Below are 20,799 nucleotides of genomic sequence, written 5' to 3'. Positions count from 1 at the left end.
GTGAGAACTAGTACAAAAATTATTGTATTGTCCTGCTTGAGCATCCTTCTGATTAAAGATGCGCCACTTTTGGCCAGCGTACCTCTTATAAGAGTAACAAGAAATCAGGTTCGCTGTAACCCGCCACTTGGAAGAGTAATGAATAAAGGAGACAAACGTTTTGAGCCAGGAAGTTTGGTTTGTCAAGGAGAGCGATTAGAAGTTTTGAATGGTGGTTATGTAAAATTCTTATGCCTGAGTTCAGGAAATATTTTAGATTTATCAAGTGGAGCTATTCCTTCTGATAAATGTACAATAACTGATACATCTAGCTCTAGTTGCAATCCAAGTAATATAGATGTGTGCTTAATCCGAAAAGGTGGAACAGGAGAAGAGGATGAGCCTAAAATTATTTATCCTTATACCAGTTCATTAATGAAAACTCGACCAGACATAGCTTGGCGTTCTGTTCCAGGTGCTACTTCTTATAAAGTGAGAGTAAAAGGGTATGAGTTTGAATGGGAAAAAACTGTAGATGAAAATAGAATTACTTACCCTCCAGAAGAAAAAGAATTAGCATTTGATCAAGCATTCAATATCTCTATTATCGCTTATAGAAAAGATTCTCCTCCCACTGCGGATTCGTTTGTAGTAAACTTGTTTTCTGAGCAGGAAATTAAACTGGTTTTAGATATAGTAAAGCAAATCAATTCTCTAGGTTTACCTCAAGATGAAGCTGTTCTTGACATAGATGCTGTATATGCATTTAGAGGTTTCTTGGATGAAAGCCTTGAAATATTAAATAAGGCAGTCACGGCAGGTAGTAAAAATCCGACCATTTATAGAGTATTAGGTGAGCGCTATTTTGAAGCAGGTTTACCAGACGAAGCTAAACGCCAATATTTGACAGCATCTGAATTAGCGAAAAAAAGTAACAATTCATCTGAGTTAAAAAAAGTGGAAGAGGGGTTAAAAATAATAGATTTTTACAACCAACTACCAACGATTAAAAAGGGTGCCCAGTAGTAAGGATGAGCATATTTAGGATTTTTCATTAATGCTAATTGCGCCTGTCTTAACGCCTCTGCTTTAGTTAAACCCTTTCTTAATCCTTTGTAAAATTCTTCCATCAGTTCAACAGTGGAGTTTGCTTCTACTAACCATAAGGTTGCTACTGTACTTCTTGCTCCTGCTTGTACTGCAACTCCAGCAATTCCTAAAGCTGATCTTTTATTACCCTTAGCGGTTTGACAGGCGCTTAAAACTAACAACTCAATTATATCGGAACTAGCTTGAGTTTTATTTCTTAGTAAGCTGTCAAACTCTCTAATATTAATTTGTCGATCATAAGCTAAAAATCCTGTACGTATAAGTTTAGAGCTAAATTGTCCATGAGTACTAATGTGAACAATAGGAAAATTTTCTTCACTTATTCTCTGCCCAAAGTTAGAACTAGTAAATTCTTTATCTAATAATATAAGTGAAGAATTAGTTAGTTTTCTGACATCTTCTGCTTCTTGTTTTGCTTGGGGTAAAGCTTCTGCTCCTGGAGGAGCATTTGAATCTGTCAAGCTGGGACTGGGTATAGACAGAGCCGCGATGAAAGCTTTCATCTGATCTTGTCGTAAAGACTTAGGGGTTCGGACTCTAGAACCCAATGTTTCTGAAAAGCTATAGCGCTTCACTAAATAATCTTTCCCGTCATGCAGCAAGTTCATTGGCAGACTTTGGAAAGATTTATCTAAAATAAAGATTAATGTACCGGAGCCAGGCAAATATTTTTTTAAAGGTGCAATTAACTCTTTATATAGCACTTGATAATGTGAAGTAATTATATGTTGCTTAGTATAAACGAGTTTTTCATCTTGTAGAATTTCTAACAAGGTGTTGACATGAGTTCTAACTAATTTTGAATCAACGGAGTGGTGATGAGGAGAGTCGCCTGGAGATTGAACAATTACTTCTATCCTATTGTTCAAATCAATAATGTGAATTATTGCTGGGGTGTCATCCAATTTTTGAAGCTTATTTAAAGCAACAAGGTCGAGTTTGCCGCATTTGAGATAATCCTCTAACTCCGCTACTTGAAGTTGTTCATAAGTTTGGCGTATTAACTCTAAATTAGGAGAAGGACTTTCTGCTAGCAGTCGCATGTAATTGCGATATACAGGCTCTACTTTTTCGTAAAAGAAAAACTGTGCATCTAAATTGCTAGACAAGAGATTGCCGCGAATTTGTGTAATGCTGTCAATAGTCGCGCCATAAGCTTGAATCGCTGCTTCAGTTTTACCTTGTTTCTGATATAAATTCCCTAATTGCTGTTGCCATTCATAGAGAAGATCCACATCATTAATTGACTGAGCTAAACTCAAAGCTTTTTTAAAATATATTTGTGATTCCTCTGTGTTTAACTTACCTAAAGCGCCTAAGCTTTTAGATTCTAAGAGTTCGTTATTAATATATTTAGCGGTTTTTAAGGCAGATGTAGCATACCGAATAGCTGCTGATTGCAACGATTTATTTTGAATTTTACTTAGAATATTAGCAAATTTTAATTTAGCTTGAATAGATTGTTCTGGTGACAATTGAGAAAATGCTGAAGGGTTTTGCAATATAAGATTTGCTAATGGTTGAATCTGCTGACTAACTTTTGTATGAGCATCTTTTAGCTTAGGTTTATCTGTTAGCCATTCATCAAAGTCTAGCAATAAGTTTAAACGGTTCAGTTGCGCTTGTAGTTTTATTCCTTGTGAAAAACTTGTCCGATCTACTAAAAGTTTATATGTCTTAAGTGACTCCTCTGCCTTCTGTGGAATAGAATCTATGATCGTCTCTCTAAATATGGGTTCCTCTACCCATTTGTACTCATCTCGCGCTCGTTGATAGATGGACTGTTTTGTATTACCCAATGACAGCAAAATATCGCTAACTTTTTCTGAAGATGTCTGTTTAGCAAATAATAGCGTTTCTTCCAAAACTAGTTCAGATTCATTGAGCTTACCAACTAAACGTAGGACTTGCCCCATGCTTTGTAATCCCAGTAAATTTATTGGTGTTAATTTTAACTGGTGTATTGCTGTTGTCAGTTGTGACTTCTCGTATTCGGTAGGTTCTAATAGTGTTGGGTTACAGTTCAAATTCTTTACCTTTAGAGCTTCCAAAAGTGTTTCACAAGCCTGGGAGTGTAAACCTAACTTTTGCAAGGCAAAATTTTGATTAATTAAGCTCCCACTAACACCTTCGGCATCTTTGTTCTGACGGTAAATTTTCGTGGCTTGTTGCCAACTATCAAGGGCTTCTGCTGCTTGACCTTGATTTAATTGTTTTCTCCCTATTTGGGTTAGCAGTTCAGCCTGTTGTATATGTGTTTCTTTTTTGGTGGACTGAGCCAACAATAAAGATGATCGAGTTAGAACTATTGACAAGGCTAGAATGCCTAAAAGAGCATATTTTAGGCAATATCTCCATTTAATCATTGCTTTACTCTGTTGCTAGTGATGGGAATACTTCTACTACAGAACTGAGCGATGTACAGGAACTGGTGGACAAAAAGCTATCAAGTGTCACTTGATTAGGTGCTGTCGCAACTAATTCTACATTTCCCCTAGAATCTATTACCCAACTTTGAGCTTCTACAATTTTCGTAGTCTCTTTAATTGTTGACAAATGTAATTCAGATGAATGTTTAATGGACTCAAATGAAATAAAATTTCTCTGCCAGATAGGTTGACTATCTAAATGTTCGTCAAAATTAGGTGGTGGACTGTTGCTAGCCACAGTTAACATATCTGTCCCTGTGCCTGACTGTGCAGCACAACCCGATGATATTTTAGGAGTTTCTTGAACGACTTCTGGCGCTGCTTTAATGCCCCTGGAATCAATGGCAAGTCCATTAATTTGAACTGTGCCATTGATTCCAAATTCAGAACTGGCTTCTATTAGGCTATTCCGAGAGAAAAGGAATGCATCACGAACATTTATCCAGATATTCCCGCCGCGTCCTTCAAAAGCGTTGGCTGTGATAGTGCTATTTTCCAAGCTAAATAAAACATCTGTGTCTACAGTGATGTTTCCACCATCACCATTAGCGCCTTGTTGTCCAGCAGTTGCAGAGATAATGCCATTGTCTAATCGAACGAATTTTGAGGTGATATCAATATCACCCCCCTGACCGATAGCAGTGGTTGCTGTGATACCACCGTAATTTGAAATATGGATTGCATCAGCGTTAATATTAATTATTCCAGCATTGCCAGAACCATCATTCTTGACACTAATTAATGCGCCATCTGCAATATTTAACTCGTTAGTATTAATCGTTACGCTTCCAGAATCCCCTCTCAATGCTGAAGGCAGCAGATATAGCTCTTGAAAACTTTTATTGGAATCAATAACAGATGAATTGATGAGACTGGGATTTACAGCGCCTGGAACTCTACCTATTATATCTATAGAATCAGAAGCATTAATAATAAGGCTATCAGCTTTCCCAGTTGAGCGAGTAGAAGTATTAATTATTCCGCCATACTTAACTGTTAACTTTTTTGTATTAACTGTTAATTTTCCACTATTACCACTGCTATAAGTTGCAGTAGCCAAAGAGCTTGGAGTAAAGACATTTGGTACTACTCCAACAAGTTCTATAGAGTTTTTAGAATTTACAGTTACATCTCCTCCAGAGCCACTTCCAAGAGTTAAAGAACCAATAATACCTCCATCTTTGGCACTTAAAATTCCTGTTGAAAGGGCTAGATTGCCTGCATTACCAGAGCCAGAAGCTCTAGTAAGAATAGTACTAGAAAGCTCTGAAGCCCCCGATAAGTACCCAATTACTTGAGTAGATTCAGCAGTATTAACTGTTAAGTTACCACCTTTGCCAGTACCAAAAGTTGAAGTTAGGACTTCTCCGCCATCTTCTACAGACAAATTTTTCGTAGACAGCGTAAGATTGCCACTATCTCCAGAGCTAAAGGTTGCAGTAATGATATTACTGGGTAGCTGAAGAATGGAAGAGGAACCGTCAGCAACTTGAGTGAATTCGGAAGCATTCACAATGATATTACCTCCCCTACCTGTACCGTAGGTTTTAGCAACTATTGCTGCTCCATCCTGGAGAATTAAATTTTGAGTTGAAATTTCAATTTTTCCTCCATTTCCTACTATAGTTTCATTAACTAAGCTAGTGGGAATTACTCCATTACGAGAAGTTCCTATTATTCTCAATTCTTCTGAGGCATTTACAATAATGTCACCGGATAATTTATTCCCTTGGTTTTGAATCAAAAAGATTGAGCCACTTGCTAGTTCCACATCAGCACCTTGTGCTTGAATAAAACCACTATCGGAGCCACTAACATCTGCTATTGACTGTTGAGATAGTTGAATATTTTTAAAGCTAACTGCATCTTCATAGCTTAAAGTCCAACCACTGTAAGCTGTATTAATACGTACTATTCCTTTGTCAACACTACTTAACTCAATCCGCCCTCCACTTGCCTCCAGCTTTCCTCCCTCTAAAGCTATGTCACCACCCACTAAAGCTAAAGTCTTCTCTGGTTTGACACGCAAGCCATTTGAGCTAATGGTTCTAATAAATGGTGAGAATGGGTCATTGAGAGTCAGATTGTGTCCTGTACCTTGAGCCTGAATTGCGCCTGGATTACCATCAAATCCTAAGCCAATAGGTGCGCTCACTGTTAATAAGGGTTGATTTTGTGGAGTTTTTGCACTGAATTGGCTGCCATCAGCAAAGTTAATCCTGTTAGCAGTGCTAGCTAAGAACGAGCCACCAATGTTTAGGGCAGCATTGGGACCAAAAATAATCCCGTTAGGATTAATTAGAAACAGGTTAGCGTTGCCGTTAGCCATCAGCAAACCATCAATCTTAGAAATGGATAAACCAGTTACTCGACTAATAATATTTTGAACATTTGAGGCATTATTAAAGTAGGCAGTGCTACCTGTGGATAGAGAAAATTGCTCGAAGCTATGAAATAAGTTGCTTCCTACTTGCGTTCCTCCATTAATATTGCTGGTATCACCCTGTGGAGTAACTAGAGAATTGACAGGTAATGCTTTATCTGGAAGAATCTGTGCCATCGCAGATGAAGATAATAACACATAAAATATGAAAGCTAATTGCTGGCAAAAAACAAGAAAAATATTGTATTTTTTCATCTCAATTTTCAATTTTGCTTTTAATTAACTTCATTGAGTGAAACTTCTTTGTTAGGACTAAGTGGAGGGCTTTACATCACGACGAAATACAAATAAATTATCTGTTGTACCTCGTCCTACCCTAATTTCTTGATCTAAGTAGGAGGTTATCCATAAAGCTTCTTTCTGTAGAAATTCTAATACTGGTATTTTCAACTCAGGAAAACTCCAATTAGATAGCCCAAAGGGTTTTGTTGCTTGCACGGAAAATGAGTTAAAGGACACTGTGGCAGTTTTCTCATCCGTACTCCATTTCCAATGTCCATTAGCTTGTAACTGCCACTCCCCTAAAATTGGTAATTCAAGCTGGGCGCTATTAGAGGCTAAGATTTTTCTGGTATTGCTGTCACTAGCCAATATTTGCCACACGCGTTTAATTTTAATTGCACCCCCAAAATCTGGAATTGATGCAATCTGCCGTGTGACGATTGTCCCAGCAGATGCATACACTAATTGCCAGTTACCTAATAGAGAAGGAAGATGCTTAGGCTGAAGTGGTTGCGGAATAGGGCTTATGCCTTCCAACTGTTGTACAAGCTTATCAATAAGTTCGTCAGAGGTTGGAAATAGGCTTTGTTGTAGTCCCAATTTCTCTATACGTAATAAAAGCTCAGTTTTTAAAGCAAATCTTGCTGTATTATCCTCTGCCATGTCTATATTCTACTTTTACGCTTGAAAGTTACTGTCAATAGTAATTATTAGTCATTAATGATATTTTTTAAGCACAACCAGCCAACCAACTAAGTCTGTATGGCGCTCGTTAAGTATTCAAGCGTTAGTATAGGTGTTGAAGTTAGCAGTCTCCGATATCTGTAGGTTGCGATCGCGGATACTGGCTTTGCTTGTAAGCTTTAGTTTGGCAATGTTTGGAATGCCAGCAATGTATTTTTTGTAACTCATAGAACTTAGGGAAACTCAGCTAAATCGGGAACACAGGAAACACAACAGACAATTGTTCTTCGTTGAAAGCAGTTGTTTGTACTATTATTGACAGCGTTGCTAACTACTGACAAAAGTAATTTTTGCGACAAAACCTTCTTTTGTCAGAATTGCTAATTTCGGACTACCTTAGCAAGGGAAAATCATGATTTTTATCGTGAACTTAAGCTGCCAACATTTATTAGCTTGATATTAGATGTTTGATACCTTAGAAAATTTTGATAAACAGGAAAGCTTATGACTGTCAGTTGCGAGAACGGTCAATTTTTAAACATATTTGCTCAACTTTCTCAATCACCAAATGCCGAGCCAGGGCTATCTCTGCCTCCCCAGAAGTGGTGGTGATTGACCAGCCGATTCCAGGCTGAGGACGTTCCTTGGGCAGAAAGAAGATAGTTGATAGGGACTGTTGGTTGTCCTTGGTTAGTGCTAGTGCTGTTGAAGCGATCGCTTTTGGGTCTTTGGGTTGATTAATTTGTAATGGCAGAAAATTAGGAAACATTAGTACTCACTCCAAACTAATTTTCCACGTAAGAGTTTCATTGATTTAGAATAGGTGGTTTATTTACGCCGTACTGTACTAGCTCCTGACATCTAACATTTGTCTTTTAACAAGAGCATGGCCAGATTGAACATCAAACCAGTGAATATCCTCAGTGGGCAATGCTAATGTAATATCCTCGCCACTCCAATTTTGGTCTGTTGGCAACAAAGCACGTACCGTAATCGTTCGGGTTTGTGAATCCTCAATCCTGACACTGACTAAATAGTGCATCCCCAAGTTTTCCACTAAAAACACTCGCCCTTGGATAGTTTGGGTATCACCTGGTTGAGCAATGCGGACATCTTCTGGACGGATTCCCAGAACAATCTGCGGTGGTACTGTTGGTATATCTGGGAGAAGCACTTGGAAGTTACCCACGATCGCATATTGTCCCTTACAAGGTAAAGTCAGCAAATTCATTTGCGGACTACCAACAAATCCAGCCACAAATAGATTAGCTGGATGGTTATAGATGCACTCAGGTGGATCAAGTTGCTGGACATAGCCATCGTTGAGCAATGCAACTTTAGTGGAGAGCGTCATCGCTTCGGTTTGGTCGTGGGTAACGTAGACAACTGGCACTTTTTGTGCTGCAAAAATTTGCTTAATATCGGCTCGAACTCTTTCCCGCAGTAGTGCATCCAGGTTACTTAAGGGTTCATCCAGCAGGTATACATCGGCATTACGCACCAAAGCACGACCAACAGCCACCCGTTGGCGTTGACCTCCAGACATTTGTCCAGGCTTACGGTTCATTAACTCTGCTAATCCTAAAACTTCTGCCACTTCTGCCACTCGCTGTTTAATGTCTGTAGGTGGTACTTTTTTCAGCTTGAGTCCAGACGCAAGGTTTTCGTACACCGTCATGTGAGGATAGAGTGCATAGCTTTGAAATACCATTGCAATGTTGCGATCGGCTGCTCGTTTATAGGTGACATCCACCTCCCCAATCTTAATCTGACCGCGAGTCGGTTCTTCAAGACCCGCAATCATGCGTAGGACGGTAGATTTGCCACAGCCAGAAGGGCCAAGTAAAGTGAGAAACTCATGGTTATCTACAATGAAACTAACGTCCTTGACAGGGATGACTTTAGAATTATAGGTTTTATTCAAGTTTGTGAGTTCGAGTTTAGCCATTTTGATTTCTATCCTTTTACAGCACCAGCGGTAAGACCTTGGACAATCCGGCGCTGGAAAAACAAAACTAGTAAAATCAGGGGTAATGTGCCCACAACAGTTGCAGCAGCGATCGCACCATAGGGAATTTCAAATACTGTCGCACCACCCAACTGAGCCGCAGCAACGGGAATTGTCTTCAATTCTTCACGAGTCATAAAGGTGAGAGCGAAAATAAACTCGTTCCAAGCAAAAATAAAGGTGAGGATTCCAGTAGTCACTAAGGCCGGAAGGGTCATGGGCAGCACGATTTGCCACAGTAGTTGAAAGGTGTTGTAGCCATCGACCCTAGCAGAATCTTCCAAGTCTTTTGGTAATTGTTCAAAAAAGCTTTTAAGTACTAAAATTGTTAGCGGCAAATTGATCGCGGTATAGGGTATAATCAGCGCCAGATAATTATTGCCCAATTTCAGCGCTTGGATAATTTCTAATAGTCCTAAGAACAAGAGAATTCCAGGAAATAAGGTAACAATTAGAATGCTGGCGAGGATAACTTTTTCACACCTTGGGCGCAATCGTGCGAGGGCATAAGCGGCAGGTGCGCCGATCGCTAAAGCCACAGCTGTTGAAGTAATCGACACAAAGGCACTGTTAAAGATATAGCGCCAAAATGGACGACGGGTGAATAACTCAATGTAGTGATTGAAAGTGAATCGTGTGGGGAAATAGACAGTAGGAACGGCGGCAATATCCTCATTTACTTTAAACGAGGTCAGCAATTGCCATAGAGCTGGTGCTAGGCTAAATAGCACTATTAATACAACTATGATGGCCAGCAAGATTTTTTTCAGAGAAAACTTGGTTCCCCCTGTTCGTTTTGGAGTCTTTGGAACTGCTTGGGGATTTACACTCATGGCTTAAATGGTTCCTGATGTTTTGGCACGGTATTTGTTAAGTAAAAAACTAGCGATCGCCACCGCCGCAATTAATATTAAAAATGTCACTACTACCAGGGCTGCTCCATACCCAAAATCTAAGTAGCGCATCACCGTGGAGTAAATGTACAATGACACCACTTCCGTAGCGCCACCAGGGCCACCCCCGGTCATCACAGCAATCAAGTCAAAAATCCCGAAAGCTTGAGCAAATCGAAATAGCACTGCAATTAATATCTGTGGCAGCAGCAGTGGCAGGGTAATATTGCGGAAGCTTTGCCAAGCAGTTGCCCCATCGACCGAGTAAGCTTCATAAAGGTCTTGTGATATCGACTGCAACCCAGCTAGCAGCAGGATACTGATAAACGGCGTAGTTTTCCAAACATCAGCAAAAACCACTGCTATTATTGCCAGCGTTGGATCTCCTAACCAGTTAATCCCAGTCTCAATCAGCCCCAATCGACGCAGAATATCGTTCACAACCCCAAACTGGTCGTTAAAAATCCAAGCCCACGCCAGACCAATCAAAGCAGTAGGCAAAGCCCAAGGGATAATCGCGGTTGTACGCACTATGCCCCGACCAAAAAACGCCTGATTGAGAACTAGGGCAATCCCCAGTCCTAGCAGGAGTTCTGAGATTACTGATGCTGTTGTGAATACGGTTGTCGCCCACAAACTCTGCCAAAAACGACCATCCCCCGCCATCCGTACATAATTCTCCAAACCAGAGAATACGGGTTGTAACTCTGTTCCCAAATTTCTAGTAAATACGCTTAACCAAAATGCTCGTAAAATCGGGTAGGCAAATACAAACAACAACAGCAGCAATGCTGGTGTTAGTAAGATCCAGGCTGTCTGTTGTTCTCGATTTCTGAGTGTATGTAAATTTGTCATTTGTCATTCGTCATTTGTCATTTGTCATTGGGCATTGGCAAAGAGGAGGCAGAAAGCACAAGCTGTTTAATTTTTAATTTTTAATTGCTCTCCCCCTGCCCCCAGCAGTCGCCGCGTTTCGGCCGCCGCAGCTTGCATTGATCGTTCCGAATTCATCCGGCCGGATAAGGCGGCGCTGAGATAACGTTGTAAAATATCTGATGTTTGAGCATATTGCGCGATCGGTGGACGTAAAACTGCATTGTCTACGACCTGCAATAACTGCGGATAGTGGGGGTATTTAGCAACAATCCCTGGATCTGTAAACAGTTCCCGACGACTGGGCACATAACCTGCACTGAAAATGAATCGGCGCTGTGCTTCTCGACTGGTAAAATACTTAATTGCTTTCCAAGCTTCTTCAGGATGTTGAGAAGATTTCGCAATCCCTAAACCCCAACCCCCTAAGCAAGCCGCTCCCGTCTTACCAGGAGCATGAACCATCGGTTTAATCGCAATTTTGCCCCGGATTGGCGAATTTTCTGCCTGGGCTAAAGGCCACGCATAAGGCCAACTGCGTAAAAACGCTACTTGACCACTTTGAAACAAGCGCCGGGTATCTTCTTCTTGGTAAGTCGTGACCCCAGGAGGAGAAACGCCTTCGCTGATGGTACTACGCAGAAACTCAATGGCTCGTAATGTTTCTGGTCGATCTAGTCCAACTTCGAGGGTGTCGGGTTTAACCCAGAAGCCACCAAAGCCATCGAGGATTTCTGCAAACATCGCTACAAGTCCTTCATATTGGCGACCCTGCCAAACATAGCCCCAATTCACTTGCTTTTTTTTCTGCAAGACTTGGGAAATTCGGATCAAATCATCAAAGGTTTCTGGTGGTTTCAATCCCGCTTGTTTGATTAAATCTTCTCGGTAGTAGAGCATTCCCACATCGGAACGCACTGGAATGCGGTACAGCTGGTTTTGATAACGTCCCCCTTCTACATCCTGGGGTGAAAATTCTGCCAACTCCTCTTTAGAAATGCGATCGCCTAAAGGTAGCAACCATCCAGCAGCAGCAAATTTGGATGTCCAGATCACATCCATATTAATTAGGTCATAAGGGGATTCACCCAAGATAAAAGATGAGGTGTACAGGTCTTCGAGCAAATTTGTGGCATTCGGTCCTTCAACCAAGTTAATGCGAATACCTGGGTTCTCAGCCTCGAAGTCTCTAATTAAACCCTGTCTCCAAGGTTCGGCATCAGGGGCAGTCATTAACAGATTGAGGATAACTGGTTGTTGCGAGAGTGCTATCCAACTGAACAATATGATGCTTAATAGAGTTGCCAGGAAAACCCCTATATGTAAATAACTCTGTTTTTGGATGAATTTTTGCAACTTGTTTATTGGCTTTCTGTACAACATTATTCATGTAGCGATTGCTAGTGGTAATTATTAAGCAATAAAAACATAAAAATCTCAAAAATCCTGCTTTATATTATTTTTTATCAAAATGCTTGAGTAATGAACGAGCAAGTCAATAAACTTAACATCGACCTGGCTTCAAATAAATAAGTAATTTGATGTAAATAAGTGTAAAATTTTGCTAGTAAACCCTAAATGTACAGTCATGTTTGGGGTTAAAATTGCCTAAAATTTGGGGTAGAAAATTTTAATATATTAAGTCTGATGTTTCTCATTTGGCACTTTGAATATATCTTGCTGCTGATTGGGTAAGAATAAAGAAACGTGTTGTTGGCTCAAACTTATTTTTAGTCTATTGTTTGGGTTATCCTGCTGCCATCAACTTTTGGATCTTCAAAGAAGTTATTTTTGCCATAAATCACCCCCAATACCTAACAGTAATTATGGTAGCTAGACTATTATTAAATGCAGTTGCTAATTACATACTAATGTTCAGTGAATTTAGCATCTACGCCTTATCATCAGCCAGTCTTCAAACTCTGACGCACTTTTTCAACAACCTGAGTAAGCGCACCAGCTTCAAAGGGAGAAATGAGATTTGCCGATCGCACTAATTCTCGAAAGGATGCAGAACCACCGCGATCGCATAATGCAATATACTCCGCCAACGCTTGCGAATAATTTTCTTCTGCTTTGACCCAAAACTGCAAGGCGCAACACCCCGCCAAGGTGTAATCAATATAATAAAAGGGCGAACAGTAAATGTGTTGTTTTTCTTGCCAGAGTCCGCCTTTGTTGAGGTAGTTTAAATCTCCATATTTACGCCAAGGCAGATAACGAGCTTCCATTTGTTGCCACATTTGATGTCGTTCTTGCGGGGTTGCCTCTGGGTTCGCATATACTAAATGCTGAAAATGATCCACTGCCACACCATAAGGCTGAAATAGAATCGCCCAGGCTAGATGCTGCCTCCGAAATCGATCGGCTTGATCCCCGAAAAACTTTTCCATCTGCGAATAGGTGAGAAACTCTAAGCTCATGGAGTGAATTTCACATGATTCTAGGGTGGGCCACAGGTAATCAAAAACTGGCAAATGGCGACTTCGCCACATTTGGAAGGCATGACCGATTTCGTGAACAAACACCTGAACGTCGTTTTTTGTGCCATTGAAATTTGCGAACACGTATGGAACATCATAGGTTGGGAAGCTTGTGCAAAATCCGCCTCCTGCTTTTCCGGGACGGTTTTGCAAATCTAGTAAATGCTGTTCAACCATCATCTGAAAAAAGCTAGCCAGCGATGGATTCAAGGCATCAAACATTTCTTGTGCCCGTTCCAGCATCCAGTCATGATTGCCAATGGGAGTCGGACTACCTTCTGCATCAAAGACGGACTCATCCCAGAAATATAGGGTGTCTAGATTGAGCCGTTTTGCCTGTTGCCCAATTAGCTCCATCGCTAGGGGAACGACCTCTTGAACTACTTGATCTCGATAGCGTTCAACATCGGTTTGATTGTAATCCACCCGTCGCATTCGACGATATCCTAGCGCAATGTAGTTTTCATCGCCCAATTTTTTTGCCATGCGATCGCGCAGTTTCACCAATCGATCAAACAATTGATCGAAGTGGTCTTGATTCTGCTCAAAAAACTGCCAGCGACACTGTTCTGCCTGCTGGCGAATGTCTCGCTCTTTACTTTGCAGATATGGTTGCAAACCTGATAAATTTAATTGCTCACCCCCGAACTCTAGCTTTGCCGAGGCGATCAGTTTGGTGTACTCATTGATGAGTTTGGATTCTTCAACTAAATCTGCTGCGATCGCTTCTTCAAAAGTTGTGATATCTGCTTCCCACAGCAAAAAGGCTTGCCGTCCCAAGCTTTGTTCTAACTCGACGCGATTGGGGCTATGAATCAGCTGCCGTTTGAAGTCTACTTCAAGGGCAGTCAGAGATGGTGAAAGTTCGCTGCAATAGTCCAAGGCGATTTTGTATTCTGGATTTTGCGTGTCTTGGTGAAAGTGGAGTTGCGTGAGTTCCTTCCATGTACTGAGTCTGCATCGTAAGGCATCCCACTCTTGAAAGGCAGCCTTTCGTTGCTGTGAGGTTTGAGCCTGGTTAAACTGTGCCTGGATAGCTTGGTATTCGGCAGTTACGCCCAAGAGCGTCGGAGTTTCTGCTGTGATCTCGGCAAAATCTACTGGAGCTTGCATCAATCTTTCCTTTCCCTCATGAAAAAGTTTTTATTTAGGGAAATCGGCAACTTTCGTTTTTCCCTAAAATTCTAAGTTTACCAATCCTATTAGAGACTTGCAGAAAAGAAATTATCCCAAATTATTTATAGATTTGTAAGGGCGTAAGGCCTTGCGACCCTACGACGGGATATTTTTTTAACTGAAAGTCCCTTATTATTAAATTTTAATCGTCTCGAAGATACTGCACATCTTTCATCTTTCAAAGTTCTATTTAATTGTGTTGATTTCTAGCCAGTTGTAGAGCCTTAACTGAACTCAGTTGAATGTTGTACAATGCCATTGAAGATGGCCGAAGTTAGAGAGCTTTTCACCCAGACATTTTGATTGTGATAAAAATCACCACGCTGTTCTAATGTAAACCCACCCAGCAATAATCCCAACCACACCTCCACCATCGGCATTTGCAACACACGTTGCAGTTTAACTAAAGAAATCTCATCTTTGACATTTATCAGGTAGTTAGCGATCGCACTCTGCCATTTTTGGACATCTTCATCTGATGCCAAATTGCGAACATCTTCTAAAGTTGTTACCTCATCAAGCATTGCCAAAACATTCGCTTTTTCAACAGGTGCTGCTACAGAATCACCCAACTCAGTAGGAGATGAAAATTGGTGTGGGCCATGTGGTTTAAAGGTTTGTGGTGTTTGCGGTTCAATCAAATCATCTAAATCTAGGTGCATTGTTGTCCGCACTAGACCAGCAAAGAGATCGGTGCTAACAACTGGCCCTAAAAGACTATTGCGATCGCGGGTATCTTGCAACAGCACTTCGGCACGAGACTTGAGAATATCCGCAATTTGACTGAAGGCAAGCGCTGCGGTTAATAACTGTGCCTCCAAGGGTAGTTTTTCTAGCTCGGCATCTAAACATTCCCACATCGGTACAAGTGAAGATGTGGGTGGAGATTCGGACAACTCATCAAGCACATCCCAAATTGTTAATTGGCGGTATGCGGTCATCTCTAGGATTGTGGATGTAGAGGGCAAGGACGAACTGGGCAGTAACTTGAGGTAATTTCAAACATATCCTTATATTGATATAGTGAAACACCGTATTGTTTGGCAAAAGCCTGCAACACCTGATCTGTATAGGCGCGGATCTTGCCAGCTGTTAACCCAAAGCAATGAATTGATTCTAAGCGGCAAACAGGTTTTTGCCCCAGCCAGAGTTCTGCGCCCAAGGCGTGCAATGGCTTATCCCCTGGTTCTTTATACAAATACAGCACTGCAAAATATGTTGCTGGTGGTTCGACTGCGATCGCATCAATTTCTGCTGAATGACTTTCACTCCGGCGACGATAGAATGAGCGGCGATTGTGGCAGACTTTTGGATTCCAACACCCATCCCCTGCTGTTCCATGTAAAACTTTGGCTTGAGTTGTTGGTAGTTTAGAACATAGCTGACACTTGGGGTCTAACGGCTTCGGCATACTCTACTCCCCTTGAGTTTCACCGATTGCACGATAGTAAGCTGCGATCGCAGCCTCCTGTTCACTGCGGAGTGTATACCGTCGAAACGCTTTCTCGCTTTGATGTCCTGTTAATTTTCGTGCATGGCTGGGGTCAACTCCCAATAGCAATAAGTCAGTAGCGTAGGTGTGACGAAAGGAGTGAGGATGTAAATCCTCAATGTGAGCAAGTTCACCCATTTTTTCTACAGCAAAGTAAATGCCGTGATAACTCAAGCGTTCACCCTTGTATGAAGCATGGTGTGAAATCATCAGTGGACTAAGGCTGGACAACACCTCTCCTTGCTGTTCGCGCGTAAGCAAATACTCTGCTAAAACTTCCCGGCTCTCTTTTCGCAGTGGAACTAAGCGTGGTTCATTGGTTTTGGTGTCTGGTAAGAATAGCAGCTTGCCATCAAATGAGCCAACATTTAACTGTACAACTTCCCCTGCCCGGAGTCCATGACTGAGAATGTGAACGAGTGCTGTATCCCGTTGCCTTGTTTCTCCGAGCAATTCCAAAGCTGACCAAACCCGCTCCATTTCTTCAGGGGTCAAACTTTGGGCTGGTGGCAGTGGCACTTTTTCCAGTTTTATCCCCAGTGTAGGATTAGTAGCAATAATTTCAGGATACGTGTAACACATCCATTTTAAAAAGCTTTTGAGTGCCGCAATTCCCGCATTAATGCTGCTTTTTGAAAGGGGATTACCTGCATCAGTCCGCAGTTCATCCCGCAGATATTCTTTATATAGTGCGAAGTGACGCGGCCGTAGCTCATGATAATGCAGCTCACTCCAAGCCAAAAATCGTTTAAGTTCTCGTTCGTAAAGCTTGCGGCTGTTGGGTGCGAGATTGTTGCTGCGTAAAAATTCCAGAACTTTTACCCACCGGATATCTGTGGGTGTGCTAATTTTAACAGAACTTCTATGTTTTGTTGTTTGCACACTAGATAGATTTCTATCCAATGGTATTAGTTTTATCGGAGGTAAAGAATCTGCGCTATAATCCATCTTTAAACTAAATAAATAATTTCAATGTTTATATTTATTCTCTAGTACTTATAACTTTTATAAAACAATTAATTAGCTTGCATACCATTAGTTATTATAAAGATACTAACTTTACATACTCAAGGATATTTTTGCTGACTCATTAATACTTGCCTTTGTAGTAATCGATTAGGAAGATTAAACTGAAGTAACTTTGCAGTTGCTTGCCCTACTTGAGTTTTTCCCTCAATTCTTACACTCTCAAAATAGAAATGTTCATCCCAAATCTGACGGCGAGGATTATACAATGGCACTATTTCTCCGGTAGCCGAGTCAATTGTCGCAAAATCAGAACCTTTATGACGATTGCATGATAAACATGAAAGAGCTAAATTTTCCGTCAAAGTTTCGCCTCCATGTTTCATAGCAAGAATATGATCTACTTCATGGGTATATATTGAAAAATCTTGGTGAATTAAACAATATTCACAGCGTCCTGACGCTCTACTAACTACCAGCTTGCGAAGTTCTGTTGAAATTGAAGTACTGGCCATCAAATTTTCATGACTTTTCCATAGCACGGGCCTTTAGCAGAATCATTAGATGTTCTAATTGTTCGTAAACATCTAATTGAGCTAATTCCATCTGAGTTAGTGAAGCAGAACGGTTTTTCTCTAATAATGCTTCTAACTGCATTTGTATTTGTGATGAAACTTTAAAAGCAATTATCTCTTCTGGCGTTGGACGTTTAATCAAGAAATCCAGCACTTCTTGATACACTTCGGAAACCTCTACAGTTTGTGCATTCACTTTTGGCTGCTCGCTTGTTTGTTGCACATCTGCATCCAACAATAGCCAAAGTAGTTGAGGTAAGCGACTTTGCAAAGCTTCTAACCGCCCGGCTAGTTCATCCGGGATCTGAATCGTTAATTTTGCCACGTCTCCAACCATGAACTAAGGTATTTGCTCACATTATGCTTTAGATTACACAGTAGTACAAGGCTACAAGACAAAATAAGTAACCCTTATCTTTTATCCGACATAAACTACGATTAATACCTTTTCTCCAGGCATCTCAGTATTTTAAGTATAAAATCATACTTTAAATTCTTTGTTATTGATGATTTACAGGGTATTCGCCAATATTTTCCCACTCTCACCGACGCTTCACTTAACCCTCGTGTAACGGCAAGCCGTTAAGTTCGTTTAGCCAAATCGGCAACTATTGCACCCAATTGAACCAGATCACAGGGTTTAGCCATGTGCATTTGAAACCCCGCCTTGATCGCCCGTTGTTGTTCTGCTTTACTGGCATAGCCCGTCAGCGCGATCGCCGGAATTTGTCCTCCGGCTGCCGCACTGAGCGATCGCACCTGTTGAATCAGGAAGTAGCCATCTTCTTCAGGCAAGCCGAGATCAGAAATCAGCACATCATAGCGGTTAGGGCTTTCGTTGAGCGCAGAGAGGGCTGCTCTGGCAGTCGTTACGGCCACCACCTCTGCCCCGTAAGTCTCTAGCATAAACTGCAAGGGTAAAAGCACATCGACCTGATCATCAACCACCAGGATCTGCAAGCCTTCTAGAGAGGGGAGATTTTGCGAAGCGTCCAAAGATGTTTCTACCGTCGGTTCGACAATCGGCGGTGAGGTTGGGGGCGGGACGTATAAAGGCAACCGCATGGTCAGTGTGGCACCTTGTCCTTCGCCCAGACTTTCTGCCTGCACAGTGCCACCATGCAGCTCGATGAGATGCCGCACGATCGCCAAGCCTAATCCTAGCCCTTGATTGGTTTTGGTTGTACTGGAATCGGCCTGATAGAACCGCTCGAAAATATGTGGCAATAACTCTGCTGGAATACCAATTCCTGTGTCACTGACTTGAATTTGCGCCTGCTGGTCAACCTGTGACAGCGTGATGTCTACTCGTCCACCCGCAGGCGTAAACTTGATCGCATTCGAGAGCAGGTTCCCCAGCACTTGCTGCAATCGTTCGGCATCCCCCAGCACGGAGATCGAACTCAACGATGACACTAACTGAATATTTTTTGCCACCGCCGAGAAGTTAACGCTATCGAGAGCAGCTTGAACCAATAAGCTCAAGTCGATCGGGTGGCTATTCAATTGCAACTTGCCACTCGCAATCCGAGAGGCATCCAGAATATCTTCAATTAGGTAATTGAGTAGCCTACCGTTCTGCTCAAAGGCTTCTAAGGCGTGATCGACTGTTGCCTTGTCGCAGTCGCGGTTGCGGAGCAGTTGTACCCATGCCAGCAGCGAGTTGAGCGGATTTCGCAGTTCATGAGACAGATTTGAGAGAAATTCATCTTTGGCACGATTGGCCGCTTCAGCCTTCTGGCGTGCCGTGCGCTCGGTAACATCTAAGATCACTAGCAAAATCATGTTTATGTTGTCTTCTCGGTACAGTTTGCAGCCATTGAACAACATGTTTTTTTGCCCAATCTGCTCGAAATCATGATTGACTTCAAAATCCTGCACCGCAAGCTCATCCGCCAGAATACCGTTCAACATCGATCGCAGTTCGGGAATATCCCACTGCCCATTGCTTAATTCAAACAGCAACGTGTTGATGGTTTCAGCTTCAGAAACCTGAAATGTCTCGTAAAACGCTCGATTCGCGGTATTCACCCGTAAATCAGCGTCCAGCACAACCAGTGGGATTTGCACCGTCTCAACGATGGCTTCTGTATAGTTGCGAGCGCTCTCTAGGCTGGCAGTGTAGCGTTTGAGGGCATTAATATCCTGTAGCAACAGTGTCACACCGTCAATTTGGTTTTCAGTGGTGCGATAGGGGCGAATGCGGATGCTATACCAGTATCCGGCTTCTGTTTGGATTTCCTGTTCTTTCGTATTGAGGGTCTCCAATACCTCCAAAATCATCGGTTCTAGCTGGGAAACGTCAAAATTGCCATGCAGGTCAGTCAAGGGTCGTCCGATATCGGTGGGGATGAAATTGAACAGTCGCTGGGCGGTTGGTGTAAAGCGGCGAATCTTTAAGTCATTCGTCAGCATCACAATCGGGATATTAATGCTGGCGATAAAGTTGTTGAGATCACTATTGTCTCGATTTTGTTGCAGATTCCGACTCCGCAGTTCTTCATTGGTCGTCGAGAGTTCTTCATTGGTGGCTTGAATTTCTTCCTTCGCCGTTTGCAGTTCTTCATTCGTGCTTTGCAGTTCCTCATTGCTCGATAGGATCTCTTCATTCGCTATACGCAAATTTTGGTTGAGTTGGTTTTGCTCCTGCATCATTGCTTGCAGATGCGCTTGGGCCGAGAGTTCGCGTTGGGTGGCGGCAGACAACGCCTGACGAAGCGTTACAAGCTCACGCGCTAAGTCCGCTGGCTCCAAGTTTTCTACCGTTGCGGAACTGGTGAACGTGTTAGAGGCAGGGGCAGAGGGCGAGATGGGATTAAAAAGCACCAAAAAATAGAGGGCGTTCATCAGGGCTGGGCGAAATGGCAGCACCTCCAGATTCAGCCGCGCTCGCTCACCCTGTTCCATTTGAATGTCTTCCTGCCGCACCAGCACGTTCTCTGTCTTAGCCTGATACAGGGCGGTGCGAAGGGGTGTTACCAGCCCTTCGCGTGCCATAGACAGCAGGTTTAGCTCCGTGGTGCTAGGGGTCAACTTCAGGTAAAGATCGAGGTCTCCGCGCATCTGTAATATCTGCATCTGTTCATCGACCATGACCGATAGCGGCATATAGCGATTGGCGATCAGTTGGTCAACTTCTCGGGCTAAATCAAAGGGAATGGAACGCTTTTCTGGGATGCGCTGCGGATTATGGAGACTGGGGACGAACCCAGAAGTGGCTGTAAACGCAAATAAGGGATTAGATAAGCTCAATTTTCGGGCATAGATTTTGCAGGCTTCATCAACGGGCGCAAACAAATTTGAGGCAGCTTTGATGCTTTCTGCCGTACCCAACACCAGGCAGCCCGTTAAGTTGAGGCTGTAATGAAACAAGGCTTTGTTGCATGAAACAGAAAAAAGGCACACCAACTCTTAGCAGAGTTAGTAATTATTTTTCCACTTTGTAGCTATCTGGCTTGCCTAACTG

Annotated in this window: 17 protein-coding genes; 1 reads left to right on the top strand and 16 read right to left on the bottom strand. The window is 42.2% G+C overall.

The genetic code is table 11. From position 1 onward, the window contains the following. On the top strand, positions 1 to 1,005 hold the full coding sequence (locus A4S05_RS02520) for a tetratricopeptide repeat protein (protein ID WP_256090793.1): 1,005 nt from the start codon (positions 1 to 3) through the stop codon (positions 1,003 to 1,005). Here A4S05_RS02520 and A4S05_RS02515 read toward each other — a convergent pair. The 16 genes from A4S05_RS02515 to A4S05_RS02445 form a co-directional block, all read right to left on the bottom strand. Continuing rightward, entirely contained in the window at positions 966 to 3,371 is a 2,406-nt protein-coding gene (locus A4S05_RS02515; protein WP_256090792.1) for a CHAT domain-containing protein, read from the bottom strand. The genes A4S05_RS02520 and A4S05_RS02515 overlap by 40 nt on opposite strands. An 88-nt stretch (positions 3,372 to 3,459) precedes the next feature. Beyond that, positions 3,460 to 6,156 (bottom strand): two-partner secretion domain-containing protein, encoded by a 2,697-nt coding sequence (locus tag A4S05_RS02510; RefSeq protein ID WP_069068248.1) that lies wholly within the window; start codon positions 6,154 to 6,156, stop codon positions 3,460 to 3,462. Between the two features lie 57 nt (positions 6,157 to 6,213). Next, on the bottom strand, positions 6,214 to 6,846 hold the full coding sequence (locus A4S05_RS02505) for a PAP/fibrillin family protein (RefSeq protein WP_069068247.1): 633 nt from the start codon (positions 6,844 to 6,846) through the stop codon (positions 6,214 to 6,216). A 117-nt stretch (positions 6,847 to 6,963) separates the two neighbouring features. Further along, positions 6,964 to 7,095: a hypothetical protein gene (locus A4S05_RS42940; RefSeq protein WP_256090791.1), complete on the bottom strand. Its 132-nt coding sequence runs from the start codon at positions 7,093 to 7,095 to the stop codon at positions 6,964 to 6,966. 283 nt (positions 7,096 to 7,378) lie between these two features. Further along, positions 7,379 to 7,636: a hypothetical protein gene (locus A4S05_RS02500; RefSeq protein ID WP_069068246.1), complete on the bottom strand. Its 258-nt coding sequence runs from the start codon at positions 7,634 to 7,636 to the stop codon at positions 7,379 to 7,381. Between the two features lie 78 nt (positions 7,637 to 7,714). Next, positions 7,715 to 8,815, bottom strand: a complete 1,101-nt coding sequence (locus tag A4S05_RS02495) for an ABC transporter ATP-binding protein (RefSeq protein ID WP_069068245.1) — start codon at positions 8,813 to 8,815, stop codon at positions 7,715 to 7,717. 8 nt (positions 8,816 to 8,823) lie between these two features. After that, the gene (locus A4S05_RS02490) at positions 8,824 to 9,708 is read right to left on the bottom strand and encodes a carbohydrate ABC transporter permease (protein WP_069068244.1); all 885 of its coding nucleotides are present in this window, start codon (positions 9,706 to 9,708) and stop codon (positions 8,824 to 8,826) included. A 3-nt stretch (positions 9,709 to 9,711) separates the two neighbouring features. Next, positions 9,712 to 10,623, bottom strand: a complete 912-nt coding sequence (locus A4S05_RS02485; RefSeq protein ID WP_069068243.1) for a carbohydrate ABC transporter permease — start codon at positions 10,621 to 10,623, stop codon at positions 9,712 to 9,714. A 66-nt stretch (positions 10,624 to 10,689) separates the two neighbouring features. Beyond that, on the bottom strand, positions 10,690 to 12,024 hold the full coding sequence (locus tag A4S05_RS02480; RefSeq protein ID WP_069068242.1) for an ABC transporter substrate-binding protein: 1,335 nt from the start codon (positions 12,022 to 12,024) through the stop codon (positions 10,690 to 10,692). 521 nt (positions 12,025 to 12,545) lie between these two features. After that, positions 12,546 to 14,237, bottom strand: coding sequence for a M3 family oligoendopeptidase (locus A4S05_RS02475; protein WP_069068241.1), 1,692 nt, complete (start codon positions 14,235 to 14,237; stop codon positions 12,546 to 12,548). A gap of 287 nt (positions 14,238 to 14,524) precedes the next feature. Further along, positions 14,525 to 15,241, bottom strand: coding sequence for a hypothetical protein (locus tag A4S05_RS02470; RefSeq protein WP_069068240.1), 717 nt, complete (start codon positions 15,239 to 15,241; stop codon positions 14,525 to 14,527). Positions 15,242 to 15,243: 2 nt separating this feature from the next. After that, positions 15,244 to 15,711, bottom strand: coding sequence for a hypothetical protein (locus tag A4S05_RS02465; protein ID WP_069068239.1), 468 nt, complete (start codon positions 15,709 to 15,711; stop codon positions 15,244 to 15,246). A 3-nt stretch (positions 15,712 to 15,714) separates the two neighbouring features. Then, the gene (locus A4S05_RS02460) at positions 15,715 to 16,740 is read right to left on the bottom strand and encodes a tyrosine-type recombinase/integrase (protein ID WP_069068238.1); all 1,026 of its coding nucleotides are present in this window, start codon (positions 16,738 to 16,740) and stop codon (positions 15,715 to 15,717) included. A 119-nt stretch (positions 16,741 to 16,859) separates the two neighbouring features. Further along, complete coding sequence (locus A4S05_RS02455; protein ID WP_069068237.1) at positions 16,860 to 17,273, bottom strand: HNH endonuclease; 414 nt, start codon at positions 17,271 to 17,273, stop codon at positions 16,860 to 16,862. A 7-nt stretch (positions 17,274 to 17,280) separates the two neighbouring features. Beyond that, a complete protein-coding gene (locus A4S05_RS02450) occupies positions 17,281 to 17,670 on the bottom strand; it encodes a hypothetical protein (RefSeq protein ID WP_084226951.1) in 390 nt (129 codons plus the stop codon). Positions 17,671 to 17,915: 245 nt separating this feature from the next. Then, positions 17,916 to 20,705 carry an ATP-binding protein gene (locus A4S05_RS02445; protein ID WP_218107926.1) on the bottom strand — a complete coding sequence of 930 codons (2,790 nt, stop codon included), beginning with the start codon at positions 20,703 to 20,705 and terminating at the stop codon, positions 17,916 to 17,918. Between the last annotated feature and the right edge of the window lie 94 nt (positions 20,706 to 20,799).

Source organism: Nostoc sp. KVJ20, from assembly GCF_001712795.1.
Taxonomy (GTDB): Bacteria; Cyanobacteriota; Cyanobacteriia; order Cyanobacteriales; family Nostocaceae; genus Nostoc.
This window is presented reverse-complemented; position numbering and strand designations above follow the sequence as displayed.

Coding starts and splice junctions, on each gene's coding strand:
- A4S05_RS02475 (WP_069068241.1), bottom strand. CDS start 14,237: ATGCAAGCTCCAGTAGATTTTGCCGAGATCACAGCAGAAACTCCGACG.
- A4S05_RS02455 (WP_069068237.1), bottom strand. CDS start 17,273: ATGGCCAGTACTTCAATTTCAACAGAACTTCGCAAGCTGGTAGTTAGT.
- A4S05_RS02450 (WP_084226951.1), bottom strand. CDS start 17,670: ATGGTTGGAGACGTGGCAAAATTAACGATTCAGATCCCGGATGAACTA.
- A4S05_RS02490 (WP_069068244.1), bottom strand. CDS start 9,708: ATGAGTGTAAATCCCCAAGCAGTTCCAAAGACTCCAAAACGAACAGGG.
- A4S05_RS42940 (WP_256090791.1), bottom strand. CDS start 7,095: ATGAGTTACAAAAAATACATTGCTGGCATTCCAAACATTGCCAAACTA.
- A4S05_RS02460 (WP_069068238.1), bottom strand. CDS start 16,740: ATGGATTATAGCGCAGATTCTTTACCTCCGATAAAACTAATACCATTG.
- A4S05_RS02485 (WP_069068243.1), bottom strand. CDS start 10,623: ATGACAAATTTACATACACTCAGAAATCGAGAACAACAGACAGCCTGG.
- A4S05_RS02505 (WP_069068247.1), bottom strand. CDS start 6,846: ATGGCAGAGGATAATACAGCAAGATTTGCTTTAAAAACTGAGCTTTTA.
- A4S05_RS02465 (WP_069068239.1), bottom strand. CDS start 15,711: ATGCCGAAGCCGTTAGACCCCAAGTGTCAGCTATGTTCTAAACTACCA.
- A4S05_RS02510 (WP_069068248.1), bottom strand. CDS start 6,156: ATGAAAAAATACAATATTTTTCTTGTTTTTTGCCAGCAATTAGCTTTC.
- A4S05_RS02470 (WP_069068240.1), bottom strand. CDS start 15,241: ATGACCGCATACCGCCAATTAACAATTTGGGATGTGCTTGATGAGTTG.
- A4S05_RS02495 (WP_069068245.1), bottom strand. CDS start 8,815: ATGGCTAAACTCGAACTCACAAACTTGAATAAAACCTATAATTCTAAA.
- A4S05_RS02480 (WP_069068242.1), bottom strand. CDS start 12,024: ATGTTGTACAGAAAGCCAATAAACAAGTTGCAAAAATTCATCCAAAAA.
- A4S05_RS02500 (WP_069068246.1), bottom strand. CDS start 7,636: ATGTTTCCTAATTTTCTGCCATTACAAATTAATCAACCCAAAGACCCA.